A 19087-nucleotide genomic window follows, 5' to 3' on the forward strand; every position below is an offset into this window, starting at 1 on the left:
ACCAAGTTATGGTAATGATTAGAATGCCCATTATATTTTCCGATCAACCCAACCGCCGATTGGATTTGGATTAAAAAAAAGCATCCTCTGGTGAGGATGCTCGTTCATATTACAGAGACATTCTGTAGATCGCCAAAATGTCTTCCCGGTTCAATCTCTTGAATTGTCCTACCGCACCGCCGGCTGCAAGAACTTTGTCAGCCATCAGCTCCAGGTTGGAATCATTGATGTTGTAATCACTCAGACGGCTTGGCGCGCCGATGGAGGTCCAGAAGTCGCGAAGCGCCTTGATGCCTTCCTCGGCAACCTGGCGGTCCGATTTACCTTCCGTGCTGACACCAAATACGTTCACAGCGAGTTGCTTGAAGCGCGTAACGTTCTCATCTAGCACATAGGTCATCCAATTCGGGAACAGAATCGCTAGTCCCCCGCCATGGGGAATATCATATACGGCTGAAACCGCATGTTCCAGACCATGATTCGCCCAGTCGCCGACTACACCCATGGACAGAACGCCGTTAAGCGCCAGAGTACCCGAATACAATACCGTTGCACGATGTTCATAGTTGTTCAGGTCGTTAACCAGCTTCGGAGCTGTATCTATAACCGCACGCAAAATGGATTCACAGAAACCGTCCTGCACAAGGGTATTCGTATCATGATGGAAGTACTGCTCAAAAACATGCGCCATCATATCGACCATACCGTACACGGTTTGATCTTGCGGAACGGAATTAGTGTGTTCCGGATCCAGGATCGAAAACTTAGGGAATACCAACGGACTTCCCCAGCCATGCTTCTCATTTAATTCCCAGTTGGTGATTACGGATCCGGAGTTCATCTCAGAGCCCGTTGCCGCCAATGTCAAAACTGTGCCGAACGGCAATGCATCTTGGGCTGCCGTTTTCTTGCTGACGATGTCCCATACATCTCCGTCGTATTTCGCCGCAACCGCTACAGCCTTCGTCGCGTCCAATACGCTCCCGCCGCCAACCGCCAACAGGAAGTCAATGCCATGCTCTTTGCAGATTTGCGCGCCCTTGTTCACCGTTGTATGTCTCGGGTTTGGTTCCACGCCTGATAATTCATGCACTTCCGCGCCAATCTCTTTCAGTATTGTCATTACGTTATCATAAATGCCGTTGCGTTTAATGCTGCCGCCGCCGTAAATGACAAGAACTTTACTTCCGTATTTAGGAACCTCTGTTGCCAATTGTTTCAACTGATCCTTACCAAATATTAATTTCGTCGGATTGTGATAGGCGAATGATTTCATTGCTCCAGCTCCTTTGATCCCTAAAGGGGATAAATACAATACTTACTTATTGTAAGCATGCAGAAGGACAAAGTCAAATGGAAGTCTCGGCTGATTTTTTCTCCTTCATATAACACTGTCTGCAGAGGGGCAGATACTTCTCGTTGCCGCCGATGTCGATCTGTTCGCCGGTAAAGACAGCCTTGCCGTTCTTGAAGCGGGTGTTGAATCTCGCTTTACTTTTGCAATACCAACAGATGGTTTTCACTTCTTCAATTCGGTCCGCCAGTTCCAGAAGCCGCTTGCTGCCCTCGAACATTTCTCCTTGGAAATCGGTCATCAAACCGTATACGATCACCGGAATATCCAGCGTATCCACAATTTCCGCCAATAAATCAATTAATTGCGTCGAAGCAAACTGACCTTCGTCCACAACTACGCAGTCCGGCTGCTCTTGTTGAACTTTCTCAAAAACCGTTTCATCCAATAAATAAGCTTCGCGCTGAATGCCCACCCGAGAGGTGACTTTCCCTAAACCATGCCTGTCGTCTATGGCGGATGTGAAAATAAGCACTTTTTTGCCTTGTTCTTCGTAGTTATTGGCTATTTTGAGAATATCAATCGACTTGCCGCTGTTCATCGTGCCGTATCTGTAATAAAGTTTAGCCATAATCGTGTCCTCGTCTCCGCAATGTCAGCTATGTAATCCCTAAAACCATAAGGATTTCAGTATACACAATCGACGCTTTTGCTGTCCATATGAAAGAACTTTAAATTAATCCTAATGTGCATGTAAGAAAGCTTGAAGCGTATGTATGAATTTATCCCGCTCCGTGTTGTGCAAATCGTGCCCGGACCTATGAAAAGTGACCACTTTACCGTTAGTGAGGTGCTTCGAGTATTGTTGCTCATGCTCGTCCTGGATTAAGGCCTCTTCCGTTGCGCCTCTTAACACCAGAACGGGTACGTCTATCGAGTGTAACTCTTCCCAGAATTCAACTTCTTGCGACTCCCTTTGGATCCCATGGACCGCTTCCACACGGATGCATTCGATACGATGATGCGGAATCAGATAGTTATGAATATAATCCTCGGCCCACTCTTCCGACATTTGTTTATGCGCAGCCGGGTAGTCTTGAAGAATGATGGATCGAAGTGGAGGTCGATTTCGCAGTGCATAGCCTAAAGCATAGGACACCCCTCTGGAGTAGGCCATAAGGTGAAAGTTCTCAAGCTGCAGATGTTTCGTTACCGCAACAATATCCGATATGTGATGTTCCAGTGCGTACCCTTGCGCAGGAGTGTCGCTTAATCCTCTTCCTCGGAAGGACAGCGCTATACATCGACGGGGAGAAAGCTGCTCCATCAAGTCTTTATATTCCTCCGCGCGCATCGACAAACCCGGAGAGATCAGCAACGGAGAAAGATTTGTCTGAATTTCGTCGGTAGTCGGGACGGATTCTATGCAATGGATCGTGACGCCGCGGTTATTGATGAAGTGGTCTTTGAATTGAATTGTCACAGAGGTTTTACCCCTTCACTAACCAATTGGAGCATGAGCTCGCGATCTCGCGGGTGGCAAGCAATAAGATACGGCTCGGTGCTCATACCCGTGAAATCTTTGCCTTCGAAATCCATCACCACTCCACCCGCTTCTTTCACCATAAGCACACCCGAGTATAAGTCATCTCCTTCGGAATTATAGACGATGATACCGTCAATGGTGCCTTTAGCAAGCATGCACCAGACCAGTGTCGGAGCCCATAATCGTAATATTCGCTTAAACGTATGCTCCTCGAACTGACGTAGCAGTAAAGCTCCTGCATCTTTCTGCACCGCATGTCCTTGAATCCAACCAACGGTCATTTTACGAGGTTTGCGTTCTGTTGAATATATGAGTTCAATCTGTTGTCCGTTGCAAGTTGCTCCCCTGCCTTGTTCGGCGATGTACAGCTTATCTGTTATGGTCTCGTAGATAACACCCAGCACAGGTTTTTGACGATACAACAGCGTGAGCGAAACCCCAAATAACGGGAGACCAATGGCGAAATTGTTGGTTCCGTCCAGTGGATCGACTAGCCATAACCAATCTCCCTCCACGCCAATCCAACCGGTTTCTTCACTGCGAATTTGATGATTCGGGAATTGTTCCTTCAGAGATGTCAGAATTACTCGTTCAGCCAGAAGATCCACCTCTGTTACGATATCGCCGTGATCGCCTTTATCATCCGCCACGAAATCAAAACTCTCAAAGTGTTTTTTCTGGATTTGTCCCGCTTCTCGGGCTGCATTGACTGCTACGGTTTTGGCTTTGCTCAAAATATGATCGTGCATAGGTTCCTCCTGATCGGGATGTTGTGTAACAATGGTGCATATTGCTGATTATGGATTATCATACCATAACCGCAAGCACAACAAAGCCACCCGCGTATGAACCGCGGATGGCTTTGTGTTTGTGCGCGCGTGCGAGGATCGAGCACGCGTTATTCGGCGCCGGCGGCTTGCAGCATGCCGGCGATTTCGTGGTATCCCCGCTTGCTGGCGTGAGCCAGCGGGGATATGCCGTCGCGGTCGGGCAAGTTCACGTCCGCGCCATGGGTAATCAGCAGCTTGACGATCTGCTGATGGTTCTGTCCGCCATCGCCCAGTACGATGGCTTCCATCAGTGCAGTCCAGCCCAGGTTGTTGACGTGATTGACGTCAACATCCGTGCGGGTCAGCAGTTCGCGGACAATCTCCACGTGTCCGCGGTCGCTGGCGGGGATCAGAGCCGTACCGCCGTAGCGGTTCGTCAGCTTGGTATCCGCCCCCGCCTCAATCGCGAGTCGGAGAATGTCCATCAGCCCGTCGGCACCGGCGAGCAGCAGCGGATTGTCCGAACGGTGATCGCGAATGTTGATATCGGCGCCGGCTTCAATCAACAGCTTCAGCACCTCCGGACGATCACCGTGGGTTGCGGCCATAGCGGCTGTGCGCCCTCTGCCGTCCACAACGTTAAGATCTCCGCCTTGCCGAATCCAATCTTGCACTTTCGTTACATCGCCGCGTTCGGCGGCTTCAATGAACTCCAGTCTCATCGATTCTTCCCCCTTCGTTATTGACGATCCGTCCTTGCCCGCATGACCTTGTTGGCATGCCGTTAATACTGCCAACAACAGCATGACCAGAAGGAACCAGCCCCGGGATACATGATATGTGCGATTCATGTATTACTTGGTTTGCAACTGAATGCCGTCCGCGGAAGCCCAAGCATTCGCCGGCGTTACTGTATAGGGTGTTCCGGATGCTAGTTTTGCGCCATTCTGCAATTCGAACACACCTGTTGCCACCTTGCGAGTCGTTACTTTGTAGGTAGCCGTTATTTTATTACCCGCTTGATCTGCAAGGATCACGCTGCGGCCGGAGAATATCTCATCCTTCGGATCCTGGGCAAGTGTAATGGCAATCGAAGTTTCATTTAACGGTTCCGCTGAAACTACTTTCAATGGCTCCACGGCCTTTGCTGTGAACGTTGCGTTTTCCATCGTAAACCAATCGGAGGCAATCGTGTATTTCATTCCGGGTTGCAGCGACTGTCCCTCCGGCAGTTTGAATTTGGGCGCTTGGCGTCCGTCCGTAGCTTGCGTATACGGAATATAGCTGGCAACGATCGGTTGACCGCCTTCAGGCGTTACCGTAACTTGTCTGGAACGAAGGGAGGAAATAACCTCATAAGCTTTTCCGCCTGCAACGTTATCCTCGTTCAAGCTCATTTCCAAGCCGTTACGATTGCCATAGTAAGCCTCAACAACGTTTCCGTAATCCGTTATGCCCTTCTCTAGAGAAGAACGAACTTCAAATGTATCGAATGCCACTTGTTCCGCATCCTGCATTGGAAGCTTGTTCGTCTTAGCTTCGAATGTACCCGCCGATTTACCTTTATAACTAAGCTCGTAAGTTACTCCCGGTTTCTGAACGGTTACAGGGACAATATAGGTGGAAACCGAGCCGGTTTTTAATTGAGGAACATTGACAATCGTCATCCCTTGGCTAAAAGCGAAATTTTTCGCAGCCTGCGGCAAACTTACATCTTCAGCGGTCAATGGTGCTGAGAACTTAACTTGCAATGTAATGGGATTCAGCGCCTCCATCTTTTCAATCGCCGCATCAGGCGATGCGATATGCGGCTGAGCCAGAATGACCAACCCTGTGGTCAATGCCCGACTAACCGTGGCATCCGCTTTATAACCGCCCGGCATCCAAGTTTGAACTACCGCTGGTTTTTTGCCTAGAACACCGCCCAACATGTTGGTAAAGTACTCTTGCGTTACTTCAGCGCGAGGTTGGAACAGCGTTTCATCTTTCGACAGCACCCCTTTGTTAACTAACGTTTCAACCGCATTGTGATACCACGCATCTGCAGGCACGTCCGTCATCGCGAGATCTCCCGCCGTATTGGTGTCGATCCGGAAAGCCTTAACCATAATTAACGCCAGCTCCGCTCTCGTAATAGCGCGTCCAGGCTTCAGCATCCCCTTCGCATCACCGGTTAAAACTTGCTGTTTCACCAAAGCTGTCATAGCCTCTTGATAAGCGCCGGCCTGTGCCAGATCTGCGAATTTGCCTGCCTGAGCATTCACACTCGCTGTTGTATAAGGTACAATCGCCGCGGAACCAATCGTAGCCGCCACCATCATCTTAAAAACCGTTTTCTTGTTCATCTTGTTATTGCCTCCTCTGAATGGGGTTTCTTTCTACTTCCCTATCATAAGAGGTTGATCTAAACTGCAATGAAACGAAAGATTAAATCTTTATAAACTCCGCTATACAGACAATCGATAGCCTGCTCCCCATACGGTTTCGATATACTGAGGATTGGACGGTTCCGCTTCGATCTTTTCCCGCACTCTGCGAATATGTACGGCCACTGTTGCGATATCACCGAATGATTCCAAGCCCCAGATTCGTTCAAAAAGGTCCTCCTTCGAAAATACCCGGTTCGGATGTTGAGCCAGAAAATGCAGCAAATCGTATTCCTTCGCCGTGAACATCCGTTCCTGTCCGTTCATGTATACCCTTCGTGCCGCCGTATCCACCAGCAAATCACGAATGCTGATCTCGTCTTTCGGAATCGCTTTGCCACCCGTCAGGCGTTCGTACCTCGCCAAGTGGGCTTTCACGCGGGCAACCAGTTCACTCGGTGAGAACGGCTTCGTAATGAAATCATCCGCACCCGCTCCTAATCCCCGGATTTTATCGATCTCCTCTTTTTTGGCGGACACAATTAAGATCGGGACATCCATTGCTTCACGAATTTGCCTGCACAGATCATAACCATTCAGACCAGGCAGCATTAAATCCACAATAATCAGTCCATAAGCTCCCGTTAAAGCTTCCTTCAAGCCTTCATCTCCGCGGGTGGAAATTGTAACATCGTATCCGTTTAGTTCAAAATAATCCTTTTGAAGTTCAGCAATAGCAGGTTCATCTTCAATAATAAGAATGTTCATGATTTTCCCACTTCCTCCTTGCTGTCTGCCATTTGGAGCGAAATCATAACCGATGTACCCTCTCCGGGCTCGCTTTCAGCCCAAATTCTGCCTCCGTGACCTTCTACAATTCGCTTGGCGATCGCCAGTCCCAATCCGCTGCCCCCCGATCGGGAGTTACGGGACACTTCCGCTCTGTAGAAGCGGTCAAAGATCTGAGTCAGAGCCTCCGCCGGAATACCTAGTCCATTATCACGCAGTGTCACAATGGCTTCAGACGGAGTCCGTTTCAGCTCCAACCGGATACGCCGGTCCGATTTGTCTGCAAATTTCACACTGTTGGCAATGATGTTGGACAGGACTCGTTTAAATTGTTCAGGATCCGCTCTAACCATCCACGGTTGAGGGGACTCGTCTATAGCCAGTTCCAGCTGGAACCCCCGATTTTCCAAGTCAAAACGCAGCTCTTCCGCAAAATCTCGTACATACCGTTTAATGTCGATCATCTGGAACGAGAATGGCACCTGGTTGAGATCCAGCTTGGAGTATAGAAACAATTCATCAATGAGCCTGTCCATATCATTCGTTTTGCTATAAATGGTATCTACATACTTGGCCATCTTCTCCGGTGTGTTGGGAACGCCGTCGCGGATTCCTTCGATATACCCTTTAATGGTCGTTAGCGGTGTCTTCAAATCATGCGAAATGTTGGAAAGCAGCTCCTTACGGTTCTCTTCATATTGAAGACGCATCTCTACTGAAGCCTTAAGCTTCAGCCTCATTTCTTCAAAGGACGTATAGAGTTGCCCAATTTCATTCCTTGGTGCGGTACCAATCTGAAAGTCCAATTGCCCCTCTTTAATATGCTCGGCGGAACGGCGCAGCTTCTCAAGAGGTTTGACCACACTCCGGGTTACGAAAGAAAACAGGAGGACGTTCGTCAGTACCAACATAATAAAAAGCAACGAAATCCAGATGGGCAACAGCCTGCGTGAAAGTTCAGCAAACGGGCTAAGTTCCCTAAATACAAACAAACGACCTGGCGTTCCGTCCCTATAAGCAAAATCAAACTTAGCATAAGCATAAAATCGCTTATCCTGCTCGACCGTATTCCGAAGCGTTCCGTTACGTTCGTCGTATGGCGGTAACAAGGCTTGAACAGGCACATCTTCCAACGCATAGGATTTAAATTGGATTTGGTCGTTCTTTAAAACCAACAGAGAAGCTTTTTCCGTACGGAGTCTATTCCCGTAATCTACCATCACATCGGGATTGCCCAGTTCGGAAGGGTCTTTTTTGGCGGCAAACTTCATCTCCAGATACAGATTATCAACTGCGGGGGGTAAAGGATTCAAGGAGAAGTGAATGCGATAAAAGTCCCGGAAGCCTTTGACATCGCCTGTTACAGCTGCGGTAACGAAAAATGCGATCGAGAAAAAAATCAGCAAAGTTACCAGCAAAGTCCATGTATAAGAAAGCAACAGCTTCATGCGGATCGACATTTAAGTAAGTCCTTTCTGACTAGAGCTTTAGGAAATATTCGTAAAAGTCCGTTTCCTTCTTATATCCAAGGGACTCATACAGATGTTGCGCCAAAAAGTTATCCTTCGCTGTCTGGAGCGTAATGCCCTTGGAACCCGTCTCTATGGCGTATAACCGAGACTCTTCCATTAGTGCTCGCCCCACACCACGACTGCGACTATCTTCGGCAATGTATAAATCGTTGAGAATCCATAGCCTTTTGGCGGAGACCGAAGAAAATGAGGGATACAACTGCGTGAACCCTAATAAGGTTCCGTTCGAATCTTTTGCGGCAAAAATGACAGATTCCTGAAGATCATATCGCTCCCGGATAAAAGTCTCGGCCAATTCCAGATTCGTTTCCTGACCATAAAACATACGATAAGCATTGAATAAAATGGCAATAGCTTGTAAATCTTCTTTTTGCGGGCGTATGATGGTGAAATCTGATGCAGTCATTCAGTGATCCTCCTTAAATTATGTTACATTAGATAAATACTCCAATAACCTTTATTCACAAAACCACCTTCTGTGCCTTATCCCGTCTAGTCAGTTATGTATGCTGTTTGCGTCTTGTCCCTTTTAATCAGTTATGTAAGCTGTTTGTGTCTAATCCCGTCCAGTCAGTAATGCAACTGCCTTTACGGTCTTATCCATCCAGTCAGTAATGCAACTGCCCTTTATGGTCTTATCCCATCTAATCAGTTGGAGGTTACCTCTTCATTCCCATGGCTTCTCCATCGAAAGGAATGAGGCTAATTCTTTGGCCTGGGTACGGCGAACTTTACGCATTTCCGCTCGGCTAGCACCGGTTTCATGCAACTTTCTCTCTTCATCTGTTTCCGGAGCAATCGGAGCAACTCGCTGAGGCTGTCCCGCTTCATTCACACTTACAAAAGTCAAAAAAGCGGTAGCCGCAATTTTCCGTTCCCCCGTATTCAAGTCTTCAGCAACCGCCTTCGTAAAAACCTCTATAGAAGTAGTGCCAGTCCAAGTTACGAACGATTCCAAACAAATAGAGTCTGTCGGCCGAATCGGATGCAGAAAATCCACGGAATCCGTTGAAGCCGTAACGACATCGGTTCGACAATGCCTGCGGGCTGCAATCGCAGAGTTCGCATCCATATTGCGCATCAGGATCCCGCCAAACATCGTATTGTGATTATTCGTGTCATTTGGCATAACCAGATCGGTGCGAATAACACGTGTTTCTTTCACTTTTTTGGCCTTCATGAGGCAGCCTCCTGTCTGTAACTATTTGCAAATATTCTATCCGTATTGTATCATATCCCTCCACCACTTCTACAAATTGCAAGTTCGATACCGAACCCTTACGCACCTTATCCCTTTCAGTCAGATATCGGGTTCATTTGAATATTTATCCCCATGAGTCAGTTCCATACCTCTTTTGCCTCTTATCCCCATGAGTCAGTCACTTAGCCTCCTTTGCCTCTTATCCCCTTGAATCAGCTCCATGACCTCTTAGTATCTTATCCCTTTTGGTCAGATCAAACTGAGAAATGGATAATTGAAAATCGAATACTAAACTTAAAAAAAATATACATATTAATCCATAAATTTATTGAAATAAGAACATTTGTTTGGTATAATTTAATTAAGAGATAGATCATAAATGTTGTTGGAGGCGATTGCTGGTGCAGGAAGGGTTCGTAGATTTTAATGAGTTTTGTAGAAAATTTGATACAGAGCATGTTTGTTTTGAAACGCTTTTTGCATATAAGTGGCCTACTGGCTACGCCTGTCCCCGTTGCGACCACCGACACGCTTCCAAAATAACCACGCGGCGAATCCCTCTATATCAATGCCTCAATTGTAACTACCAAGCTTCGCTGATTTGCGACACAGTCATGGAAGGAACTCGAACCAAGTTATATAAATGGTTTCAGGCGATCTTCCTGTTATCCCATCCTGCTGCCAATATTAACGCAACCAAACTCTCACAAATCATCTCCGTCACTTACAAAACAGCATGGCTCATTCTACATAAACTAAGAGATGCGATTCATCAAGCAGATCTACAGATTGTATTGACTCAAGCGGTTAAAGTAAACGCCGGCATTTATAATAAGCCTCTCTTCACAAGCACGCCTTATATTTTGCCTGGAGAACAACCCTTTATTGGAGCCGCTTCGGTTAACCAGCAAGGTGAGATGGCTTACGCAAAATTAAAGCATGTTGTCCATGAGAACAATGAGCTTCAAGAAGTTTCTAGATACGACATAGAACATTACATTAAACAACACGTTCGCACCAACAATGTCATTAATGAGAGCAGAATGTATTTCCGCCATCGCTATCAGCCTCTTTCCCGCCTCTGCAGAAATGCATCCGTTGAAATCAACAGAGTCTATCATGGAGTAAGTCCTAAACATCTACAGGCTTATTTTGATGAGCTTTGCTTTCGAATCAATTATTCTCTATCTAGTAGTCCCGCTACTTCTTTGTCCCAACTTCTACAAATAGCAGCAACGTCAATTACCATTACTTATCGTCAATTGACCTCTCCCACCCGCGATATTTCGACTACTCCATCTAAATTTTCTGCAGCATAATATAAGCACTCGCGATTCTTTCCTTTTCTCTTAAACATGTTATCTAATCCGATCAATAGACCTTCTCTGAAATTTTCACAGTTCATAATAATCGGGTGACCATACAAACTGAGCCTTCGGGATAACATTCATAAGGGATAATAAAATGATGTCCAAAATTAACCTTAAACACCTCCCAATATAAGAAATTATTTGAGCAATGTTTGAGCAATGTTTAAGCATTACTTGAGCAATAACTGAGCTATAACTGAGCAATATCTGAGCAATATCTGAGCAATATCTGAGCAATATCTGAGCAAAAGGGATAACGGCCAAAAGACTTCACTAATGGATTAGGCTAACATCCAGTTCTGACTGACATGTATTTCGGAGATGTAAGGAGCAACAAAAACAAGGTACCCATTGCGAGTACCTTGATTAATCATCGATATTAGGTTTTGCTCATTCAGCGTATATCATTTTCACAGTCATGCCCCCGTCGATGACCAGGTTTTGACCCGTGATGAAGCTTGCGTGTGGTCCTGCTAAATACAGACAAGCATGCGCGATATCGTCCGGGACGCCCACGCGGCCAACCGGATGCTGCAGCCGGTCCTCTTCGGAGTGGTGCGGCGTCTTCGCACGCTCCGAATACTGCCAATCCCCAGTTTCAATCCAACCGGGGGAGATTGCATGGACACGGATGCCGTGGCGACCGAGGCTCACCGCCATCGCGTGTGTCAACGCGAGTATGCCGCCCTTCGAAGCCGCGTAGGCTTCCGTGTCCGGCTCTGACATCAACGCTCGCGTAGACGCGATGTTGATGATTACCCCGCCGCCGCCGGAATCACGCATCCGGCGGGCCGCCTCTTGCGCGCACACAAAGGTGCCGCGCAAATTCACGCCCAGCACGCGGTCAAAGTCGTCCAAGTCTAGCTCCAGCATGGAGCCTCCTCGTCCTATGCCCGCGTTGTTGACAAGCACGTCGACCGTGCCGTATTCCTCGTCGGTGACTTTAAACCAGCGCCGCATCTCCTCGGCGCTCCCCGCGTCACCGCGCAGAAACAAGGCTTGGCCTCCAAGTTTATGTATATGCCGGACGGTTTCCAGTCCGGCCTCTTTGTCGGTATCGCACAAGGACACGCGATAACCTGCTTCCGCAAAACGAAGAGCGGCAGCGCGCCCGATACCTTGCGCGCCCGCGGTAATCATCACCGTCTTCATATCCGGATTCCGCCCTTTCCTCCTGCCTTAATACAGAGACAGCGCCAATGTGTCCGTTTCTTTCGAAGAATACAGAATGGCATCGCTGCCCACAATTTCAATGCTATCCAAAGAATTCAGGAACTTGGTTACTGTACGCTTTCCTGTTTTGATTTTCAGATTAATCACTTCGATTAGTTTATCCAAAGCTTTCTTGCTTTTTTCCTCGAAATATACAGGTACTTTCTTATTTTGAACTTCAATGACGGTTTTCATGTTTAAAGACCTCCATCGGACGACATATTTTTATAAAATCATAACGTACAGAATCTCAATTTGGTTCACTTCTTCACTCTATGAAAATAGTATAAATTACGAATATTAAAATAAACTTAAAAATCTTTTAAGAAAAAACGAACAACACGCATAATTTATCCATATTTTATGAAAAAAATCTCCTAAAACATGTTAATATAATGAAGTTAGGACTAAAGTGCTGTTTCTTAAGCACCATATAAGGAGAGAAGAGTATGCCAAAAGTAATCATTCTAGGTGGCGGAATCGCCGGAATGAGCGCCGCGCACGAACTGGCTGAACGCGGTTTTCAGGTTGAAGTCTATGAAATGAAACATTTACCGGGGGGTAAAGCGCGCAGCATACCCGTTCCGGGAACAGGCATCAACGGACGAAAGGATTTGCCTGGGGAACACGGTTTTCGATTTTTTCCTAAGTTCTATAAACACATTCCCGATACTTTGAAACGGATTCCTTACAAAAATAATAAAAATGGCGTATATGACAATCTCGTCGAAGGTACCCGGCTGGGTTTAGCCCGATACGGAATGGATCCCGTGGAGCTCTGCACCGAATTTCCTTTCTCGCTGTCGGATATTCGGACGATGATCATCTCCATTTTTGATAACAACCTAGGATTGACAGAACATGATGTTGAACAGTATGTCAGTAAGCTCTGGCAGGTTATGACCTCCTGCGATGAACGCCGCTTTCTGGATTTTCAGCGCATTGGCTGGTGGAACTTCATACAGGCGGACAAGCAATCGGAAGCTTATCGCAAAGTATTTACGGGACTAACCCGCATTCTGGTTGCCGCTAAATCCCGCGAGGCCAACGCTTACACCATTGGAGCCGTGTGCGGTCAAATTATGGTAGACATGATTACGCCCGGCAGCGCGGATCGCCTGCTTAACGGTCCGACCAACGAAGTTTGGCTGGAGCCTTGGTTGCGGCATTTGGTCAATATGGGTGTGGAATATCATATGCAAACCAAGGCTCTTTCTATTGAATGTATAGACGGCGTCATTCAAGGCGTATGGATTGAACTTGACGGTCAACCTGTCCGTGTCACAGGTGATTATTACATTGCCGCCGTCCCCGTTGAAGTGATGGCAGGTCTTCTGAATGAGGATCTCTGCAATGCCGATCCCTTGCTGGGCAGATTGCCTGAGCTGGCAGAATCCGTAGATTGGATGAACGGCATTCAATTCTTCCTGAACGAAGACGCACCTATCATTCATGGCCATATGATATACATGGATACCCCGTGGGCTTTGACATCGGTATCCCAAAAGCAATTTTGGCCCAACTCGAATTTATCGGACTATGGAGACGGCTTGGTCCAAGGTGTTCTCTCTGTAGATATTTCAGATTGGTCTACGGAAGGCGTTATTTACGGCAAAAAAGCGATGGATTGCTCTCCAGAACAAATTAAAGAAGAAGTTTGGGAGCAGCTGAAACGCAGTTTGAACCGGGACGGCGAGATCGTATTACGAGATGAACAAGTACATAGCTGGTTTCTTGATGATGATATTCATTATCCGAATCCGGAAGGAGCATGCTCCAACATGGAACCGTTGCTGGTGAACAAAATACATACATGGGACTTACGCCCGAATGCTTACACCCAGATTCCGAATTTCTTCCTGGCGGCTGATTATGTACGCACCAATACGGATTTGGCAACGATGGAAGGGGCTAATGAAGCGGCACGCCGCGCGGTGAACTGCATACTGGAGGCGTCCGGTTCTAAAGAAGATCCATGTAAAGTGTGGGAAATGTATGAACAGACGATGCTTGCCCTGTGGCGAAAACACGATCGGGAGCGATTCCAGCAAGGATTACCATGGAACGGGGCTTTGGCTTGATGTTTATCCTGTAAAAAGGTATGTTATACTAGGTTCGTTAGTTAACTAACTTATTTATAGGAGGTAATGCATATGTCGTACCAACCATCTTCTGAACGTTACGCAACCATGAAATATAACCGTTGCGGTAAATCCGGACTCCGGCTTCCGGCTCTGTCCTTGGGTTTGTGGCACAACTTCGGTGGCGTAGATACATACGAGAATGCTAGAGCCATGATCCGTAAATCTTTTGATCTTGGTATCACCCATTTCGATCTGGCCAATAACTATGGCCCCCCCGCGGGTTCCGCGGAGGAAACGTTCGGCAAAGTGTTGAAGGACGATTTGTCGGCACACCGGGACGAGCTGATCATCTCCAGTAAAGCCGGATATTATATGTGGGAAGGTCCTTATGGCGACTGGGGCTCCAAAAAATACCTGGTGAGCTCGCTCGACCAAAGCTTGAAACGAATGGATCTGGATTATGTCGATATTTTCTATCATCACCGTCCGGACCCGGAAACACCGTTGGAAGAAACCATGGCGGCCTTGGATCTGATCGTGCGTCAAGGTAAAGCTTTATACGTAGGTATCTCCAACTATCAGGCGGACCAGGCAGCAGAAGCCATTCGCATTCTGCGCGAATTAGGCACCCCGCTGTTAATTCACCAGCCTAGCTATTCCATGTTCAATCGCTGGATTGAAAACGGTCTGCAGGATGTTCTGGAAGAAGGCGGCGTAGGCTCCATCGCCTTTACGCCTCTGGCACAAGGGATGCTGACAAATCGTTATCTGGGCGGTATTCCTTCAGACTCCCGAGCAGCCAAGCCTGCTACTTTCCTTCGCGAAGGCGATGTAACCGAACAGAAGGTGGCTAAAGTTCAGCAGCTGAACGTAATTGCCCAAGAGCGCGGTCAGAGCGTTGCTCAACTGGCTTTAGCGTGGGTGCTTCGCGGCGGACGAGTTACAACCGCTCTGATTGGCGCAAGTCGTGTCAGCCAGATTGAGGAGAACGTTGCCGCGTTAAATAACCTTGATTTCACTGCAGAAGAGTTGGATCGGATCGAAGCGATCCTGAGAGACTAAGACGCTGCATTACAATGAGAAAGGCCCTTGAAGTGATTACACTTCAAGGGCCTTTCTTTAGTTGTATGCTTAAGGGCGATAGATTACGTAGCTCGTTGGCGTCTCCCGAACCAACACTTGTAAACAGGTAGCTTTATTCGGGAATTGCTGCAGGTAAGCCTCGACCGTCTCCCATACTTGTCTTGCCAGCACTTCAGTTGTGGGATACCGTTCAGGTTCGGAGCTGCTTTCACCTGTAAACTCTTCATGATCGTTCAATAACGTATGATCGTAACGGCCATGAATTAGTTTCTTCAGATCCGAGAAATTCACAAGAAAGCCCGCTTCATTAAGCTCATTGCCGGCAACAGTAATGTCAGCCACGTACGTATGCCCGTGCATTCTCGCACATTGCCCTGCGGAAGCAGCCGGAATAAAGTGAGCCGCCGAAAAATTCATATCTTTGTGAAGCTCATATTTGTAGTTATGGGCCGGAGCCGGATAGTATTGAAATAACAATGCATGTTCCTCCTGAAAAAGTATAAAGCACTACCCTAGTATAATGTATCCTGAACGTGAATGTAACAAGAATGCTATGAAAAAAAGGGCAATTTGCCGACGAATCAGCAAATTGCACCTTGGTTATAACGCTTTATTTAGAAAGAATAATGCGATGGTGCCAGGACCCGCATGAGCGCCGATCGAAGCACCGATCGAATGAATGACGAAATCCGTGCAACCGAATTTCTCTTGAATCGTGCGTCGCAACGCCTGCGCGGTAGCTTCATCGTCGCCGTGTGAAATGCCGATCGTCTGTGTCTTTAAGTCAGACGCGCCTCGGGCCTCCATTAATTCCGCAAGCCTGCTGAGGGACTTGGAACGTCCGCGCGCTTTCTCCAGCGGCACCAGCTTACCGTCTTCCATATGCAGCACCGGCTTGATATTCAATAAACCGCCGATAAATGCTGAGGTCTTACTGACGCGCCCTCCGCGGTATAAATACTCCAAATTTTCCACTGTGAAAATATGTTCCATATGTAACGCCGCTTCTGCAGCCACCGCCGCCACTTCGGCCGCCGATTTGCCGGCTTGCGCCGCCTGTGCCGCGCGCAACACGACAAGCCCGAAACCGAGCGATGCGCATTTGGTATCGATAATTTCCAATTGGAGCGATGGATGTTCCTCTTTCACCATGTCCCTTACAAGCAACGAGGTTTGATATGTGCCGGATAATCCCGAGGAAAAGGCCACATACACGGCAGGTAGCCCTTTAACCGCTATGGCGCTAAAAGCCTTATGGAACTGTTCGATGGAAACTTGAGCTGTTTTATAAACATGTCCTTCTCGCATACGATCGAATAATTGCTTAGGCAACAACGTTCCTCCGTCGGAATAAATGCCCGCAGCATCGGAAACGCTTAAAGGAACGACCTCAATGCCGTATTGTTCAATCAGGGACCGCGGCAAATCAGCAGCGCTGTCCGTAATAATTTGTACTGTCAAGGTTGACCACCCCGTTATTTTCTCCCCGATGCGTGATTAAAGAGGAAGACAATCCCTACCCTTGTCCCGACTCGGAGGCTCATAGCGTATATTATATCATGTTCATCATGAAACCGATGCTATAATCCTACTGATTTCTTCCTACCCCTGATCCCTAAGCCTTATCCCGCACATGATGATCCACCAGCTTCTCCAAACGGCTCACCTGAAAGCCGTAATCATATATAGCCGAGGCTACGATCGCCAGTCTTAACCGGCCGTCTTTGCGATCCGCGTAGGCATCCATAATTTTACGAAGAAAATCTTCATTATCAGCATCCATCGTATATTGGTCGGCGTGGTCCGGTTTTATTTTGCCATCAAATTTAAGCAGAACGTGCTCGTGGTATTTATTGACTTTCTCGAGAATCTGATCGAAATCCGCATCGGTTTCAATCTCTCTTGAAGCCTGGAAATAGTGTTGCTCCGCCGCTTCCAGAATTTCGTATCCTTTATGCAACGTGTTCAACATCTGCTTGTAAACCACCAGCAATCGGACATCACTGTACTTGCGTTGCTTGAGCTTCTTTTCTTCTTCCTCAAACAGCTTATATTTTCCGTCCAGGGAACGTATAGCTCCTTCCAGCTTATCTTTCTCTTCCTGGAACACGCTTTCCTTGATTTCATTGGAAATGAGCGTACGCAGCAATAATGATAAGTCGATAAACACTTGCTGTACTGTTGCGAAAAATTGTCCCTGCGGTTTGGGCGGCAGAAACAGTATATTGATTAAGAATGAAGAAACGATACCGATAATCGTCAGCGTAAATCGGTTGAGCGCAAATGTCCAATGTCCCGGCGCCTCCATGACTGCAATAACCGTAACCAACGTTAATCCAATTGAATCTTCCATCTTAAGCTGCCTGCAAACGACGATGACCAAAATACATGTTGCTCCGATCGCAATCGGATTGTTCTGAAAGAAATAACCGGCGATTAAAGCCAACGTAGCGCCTATGGTATTCGTTTGAAGCTGTTCAAGGAAATAGCGCCAAGACCGGTATATGGACGGCTGCATGGCGAATAAGGCAGCAACGGCTGCTATGATTGGAGGATTCAAGCCTAGCAAAGTGCTGGCATACAGGGCGAGAGCGACAGCGACTCCCGTTTTGAATACTCTTGCCCCTAACGTCACCATTGATGATCCCCTTTCCATTATATCTATAGTATGGACTAACCCACCTATTCTACATGCAAAACAGACGGAATGCAAAAAAAGAGCGCCCCCAGGGCACTCTCCGTTTAATTAGATGTTACACATGCTTCCATAGCGTACCTTCACCGCTAACGGGACAAACCGGGAAGTAGGCACCCTTCTCGAATGATCTTGTCTCTCCTGCGGAACATATATATTCGCCGGTCTCCGTCACGCGGTCTCCCGTACGATGCTCGTGCTCACTGTGTCTCCAGGTGGTTGGCGTGTCATCCGCAGGACATGCCGGGAACGTAGCTCCCGTTGAAAATTGACTTTTCACGCCGTTCTCGCTGATATAGGTGCCCGCTTCCAGAACGTGCTCTCCGGAACGGTGCAAATGAATTGTGTTTACCATATTGAACACACCCTTTAAATGGATTTGGTCCTCGACCATCTAAAAGTATTAACCACATAAATCACAAATGAAACAATTTAGCGCTGCATCTAAAGAAAAAAGACCGCCAAGGACGGTCTTTCATGATCATATTATGAAATTATCCGATAAATTCCTGTACCCACTCACCTTGATAATAGCCTACACCGATCTTCGTGAAGCCGCTGTTTAAGATGTTCGCGCGGTGTCCCGGGCTGTTCATCCAATCCGTCATCACTTGTTGTGCGCTAGTTTGACCTGTTGCAATATTTTCGCCGGCCGTGTTGTACTGAATTCCGTAAGTTTTCATCATATCAAACGGAGATCCGTACGTCGGAGAATTATGATCGAAATAACGATTGTTTTCCATGTCAACGGCTTTGTCATAAGCCATTTTCGCCAATGGCGCGTCTGAAACTAAAGGACTTAAACCCGCTTTAGCACGCTCTTGGTTCACAAGCGTAACGACTTGCTGTTCCAAAGACCCTTTGTTGGCAGACGGTTGTTGAATGTTCGTGTTCGGTTGTGTAACAGATTGTCCTGTTTGCGGTATGTTAAGCTTCATCCCCGGCCAAATAATGTCCGGATTCGTCACTTGCGGATTCGCTTGAATTAACGCGGTTAAGCTGACACCGTTCCGTTTAGCGATCAGATACATTGTATCTTGTGTTGCCACCGTATAATTCGCGTTTGCAGCCATCGCTGCGCCTGCTCCCAAAATTGGAGTTAAAGCAATAATACCTGTTAAAGCCAGTTTCTTAAAGTCCATAGA

At 47.3% G+C, this 19087-nt stretch carries 20 protein-coding genes; 3 read left to right on the forward strand and 17 right to left on the reverse strand.

All coding sequences use genetic code 11. From position 1 onward, the window contains the following. Positions 1-109: 109 nt before the first annotated feature. The 10 genes from SY83_RS19575 to SY83_RS19620 form a co-directional block, all read right to left on the reverse strand. Positions 110-1276, reverse strand: coding sequence for an iron-containing alcohol dehydrogenase (locus SY83_RS19575; protein ID WP_068609602.1), 1167 nt, complete (start codon positions 1274-1276; stop codon positions 110-112). Positions 1277-1349: 73 nt separating this feature from the next. After that, the gene (locus SY83_RS19580; protein WP_068609604.1) at positions 1350-1925 is read right to left on the reverse strand and encodes a thymidine kinase; all 576 of its coding nucleotides are present in this window, start codon (positions 1923-1925) and stop codon (positions 1350-1352) included. 111 nt (positions 1926-2036) lie between these two features. Further along, entirely contained in the window at positions 2037-2777 is a 741-nt protein-coding gene (locus SY83_RS19585) for an alpha/beta fold hydrolase (RefSeq protein ID WP_082882638.1), read from the reverse strand. Then, a complete protein-coding gene (locus SY83_RS19590) occupies positions 2774-3589 on the reverse strand; it encodes an inositol monophosphatase family protein (protein ID WP_068609606.1) in 816 nt (271 codons plus the stop codon). The genes SY83_RS19585 and SY83_RS19590 overlap by 4 nt, the downstream gene beginning before the upstream one ends. Before the next feature lie 149 nt (positions 3590-3738). Further along, entirely contained in the window at positions 3739-4461 is a 723-nt protein-coding gene (locus SY83_RS19595; protein ID WP_231891304.1) for an ankyrin repeat domain-containing protein, read from the reverse strand. Between the two features lie 3 nt (positions 4462-4464). Continuing rightward, the gene (locus SY83_RS19600) at positions 4465-5955 is read right to left on the reverse strand and encodes an S-layer homology domain-containing protein (RefSeq protein WP_068609610.1); all 1491 of its coding nucleotides are present in this window, start codon (positions 5953-5955) and stop codon (positions 4465-4467) included. A gap of 102 nt (positions 5956-6057) precedes the next feature. Continuing rightward, positions 6058-6744, reverse strand: coding sequence for a response regulator transcription factor (locus tag SY83_RS19605; RefSeq protein WP_068609612.1), 687 nt, complete (start codon positions 6742-6744; stop codon positions 6058-6060). Continuing rightward, positions 6741-8213, reverse strand: coding sequence for a sensor histidine kinase (locus tag SY83_RS19610; protein ID WP_231891305.1), 1473 nt, complete (start codon positions 8211-8213; stop codon positions 6741-6743). The genes SY83_RS19605 and SY83_RS19610 overlap by 4 nt, the downstream gene beginning before the upstream one ends. A gap of 31 nt (positions 8214-8244) precedes the next feature. Further along, entirely contained in the window at positions 8245-8703 is a 459-nt protein-coding gene (locus tag SY83_RS19615; RefSeq protein WP_068609616.1) for a GNAT family N-acetyltransferase, read from the reverse strand. 261 nt (positions 8704-8964) lie between these two features. Further along, positions 8965-9477 carry an acyl-CoA thioesterase gene (locus SY83_RS19620; RefSeq protein ID WP_068609618.1) on the reverse strand — a complete coding sequence of 171 codons (513 nt, stop codon included), beginning with the start codon at positions 9475-9477 and terminating at the stop codon, positions 8965-8967. 422 nt (positions 9478-9899) lie between these two features. On the opposite strand from SY83_RS19620, the gene SY83_RS19625 reads away from it, so the two are divergent. Further along, entirely contained in the window at positions 9900-10817 is a 918-nt protein-coding gene (locus tag SY83_RS19625; RefSeq protein WP_068609620.1) for a transposase, read from the forward strand. Positions 10818-11258: 441 nt separating this feature from the next. Here SY83_RS19625 and SY83_RS19630 read toward each other — a convergent pair whose 3' ends face one another. Both SY83_RS19630 and SY83_RS19635 read right to left on the reverse strand, forming a co-directional pair. Continuing rightward, positions 11259-12020: an SDR family NAD(P)-dependent oxidoreductase gene (locus tag SY83_RS19630; RefSeq protein WP_068609622.1), complete on the reverse strand. Its 762-nt coding sequence runs from the start codon at positions 12018-12020 to the stop codon at positions 11259-11261. Between the two features lie 27 nt (positions 12021-12047). Then, positions 12048-12275 carry a hypothetical protein gene (locus tag SY83_RS19635; protein ID WP_068609624.1) on the reverse strand — a complete coding sequence of 76 codons (228 nt, stop codon included), beginning with the start codon at positions 12273-12275 and terminating at the stop codon, positions 12048-12050. A 254-nt stretch (positions 12276-12529) separates the two neighbouring features. Between SY83_RS19635 and SY83_RS19640 the strand changes: the two genes are divergently transcribed. Next, positions 12530-14161: a hydroxysqualene dehydroxylase gene (locus SY83_RS19640; RefSeq protein WP_068609626.1), complete on the forward strand. Its 1632-nt coding sequence runs from the start codon at positions 12530-12532 to the stop codon at positions 14159-14161. 72 nt (positions 14162-14233) lie between these two features. Next, positions 14234-15226 carry an L-glyceraldehyde 3-phosphate reductase gene (gene mgrA / locus SY83_RS19645; protein WP_068609628.1) on the forward strand — a complete coding sequence of 331 codons (993 nt, stop codon included), beginning with the start codon at positions 14234-14236 and terminating at the stop codon, positions 15224-15226. Positions 15227-15295: 69 nt separating this feature from the next. On the opposite strand, the gene SY83_RS19650 is transcribed toward mgrA, so the two are convergent. The 5 genes from SY83_RS19650 to SY83_RS19670 all read right to left on the reverse strand — a co-directional run bounded on the left by SY83_RS19650 (position 15296) and on the right by SY83_RS19670 (position 19084). Further along, entirely contained in the window at positions 15296-15724 is a 429-nt protein-coding gene (locus tag SY83_RS19650) for a 6-pyruvoyl trahydropterin synthase family protein (RefSeq protein WP_068609631.1), read from the reverse strand. Between the two features lie 123 nt (positions 15725-15847). Then, complete coding sequence (locus SY83_RS19655; RefSeq protein ID WP_068609633.1) at positions 15848-16708, reverse strand: DegV family protein; 861 nt, start codon at positions 16706-16708, stop codon at positions 15848-15850. A 154-nt stretch (positions 16709-16862) separates the two neighbouring features. Further along, positions 16863-17882, reverse strand: a complete 1020-nt coding sequence (locus SY83_RS19660) for an FUSC family protein (RefSeq protein WP_157279959.1) — start codon at positions 17880-17882, stop codon at positions 16863-16865. Positions 17883-18000: 118 nt separating this feature from the next. Beyond that, positions 18001-18297, reverse strand: coding sequence for a hypothetical protein (locus SY83_RS19665; protein WP_068609637.1), 297 nt, complete (start codon positions 18295-18297; stop codon positions 18001-18003). Positions 18298-18436: 139 nt separating this feature from the next. After that, on the reverse strand, positions 18437-19084 hold the full coding sequence (locus SY83_RS19670) for a CAP domain-containing protein (RefSeq protein WP_331709960.1): 648 nt from the start codon (positions 19082-19084) through the stop codon (positions 18437-18439). Between the last annotated feature and the right edge of the window lie 3 nt (positions 19085-19087).

Source organism: Paenibacillus swuensis (assembly GCF_001644605.1).
In the GTDB taxonomy this organism is placed as follows: domain Bacteria; phylum Bacillota; class Bacilli; order Paenibacillales; family DY6; genus Paenibacillus_N; species Paenibacillus_N swuensis.

Bases quoted from the DNA above. Each gene is read 5' to 3' on its own strand.
- SY83_RS19575 (WP_068609602.1), bottom strand. From the start codon at position 1,276: ATGAAATCATTCGCCTATCACAATCCGACGAAATTAATATTTGGTAAG.
- SY83_RS19580 (WP_068609604.1), bottom strand. From the start codon at position 1,925: ATGGCTAAACTTTATTACAGATACGGCACGATGAACAGCGGCAAGTCG.
- SY83_RS19590 (WP_068609606.1), bottom strand. From the start codon at position 3,589: ATGCACGATCATATTTTGAGCAAAGCCAAAACCGTAGCAGTCAATGCA.
- SY83_RS19595 (WP_231891304.1), bottom strand. From the start codon at position 4,461: ATGAATCGCACATATCATGTATCCCGGGGCTGGTTCCTTCTGGTCATG.
- SY83_RS19600 (WP_068609610.1), bottom strand. From the start codon at position 5,955: ATGAACAAGAAAACGGTTTTTAAGATGATGGTGGCGGCTACGATTGGT.
- SY83_RS19605 (WP_068609612.1), bottom strand. From the start codon at position 6,744: ATGAACATTCTTATTATTGAAGATGAACCTGCTATTGCTGAACTTCAA.
- SY83_RS19610 (WP_231891305.1), bottom strand. From the start codon at position 8,213: ATGAAGCTGTTGCTTTCTTATACATGGACTTTGCTGGTAACTTTGCTG.
- SY83_RS19615 (WP_068609616.1), bottom strand. From the start codon at position 8,703: ATGACTGCATCAGATTTCACCATCATACGCCCGCAAAAAGAAGATTTA.
- SY83_RS19620 (WP_068609618.1), bottom strand. From the start codon at position 9,477: ATGAAGGCCAAAAAAGTGAAAGAAACACGTGTTATTCGCACCGATCTG.
- SY83_RS19630 (WP_068609622.1), bottom strand. From the start codon at position 12,020: ATGAAGACGGTGATGATTACCGCGGGCGCGCAAGGTATCGGGCGCGCT.
- SY83_RS19635 (WP_068609624.1), bottom strand. From the start codon at position 12,275: ATGAAAACCGTCATTGAAGTTCAAAATAAGAAAGTACCTGTATATTTC.
- SY83_RS19640 (WP_068609626.1), top strand. From the start codon at position 12,530: ATGCCAAAAGTAATCATTCTAGGTGGCGGAATCGCCGGAATGAGCGCC.
- mgrA (WP_068609628.1), top strand. From the start codon at position 14,234: ATGTCGTACCAACCATCTTCTGAACGTTACGCAACCATGAAATATAAC.
- SY83_RS19665 (WP_068609637.1), bottom strand. From the start codon at position 18,297: ATGGTAAACACAATTCATTTGCACCGTTCCGGAGAGCACGTTCTGGAA.
- SY83_RS19670 (WP_331709960.1), bottom strand. From the start codon at position 19,084: ATGGACTTTAAGAAACTGGCTTTAACAGGTATTATTGCTTTAACTCCA.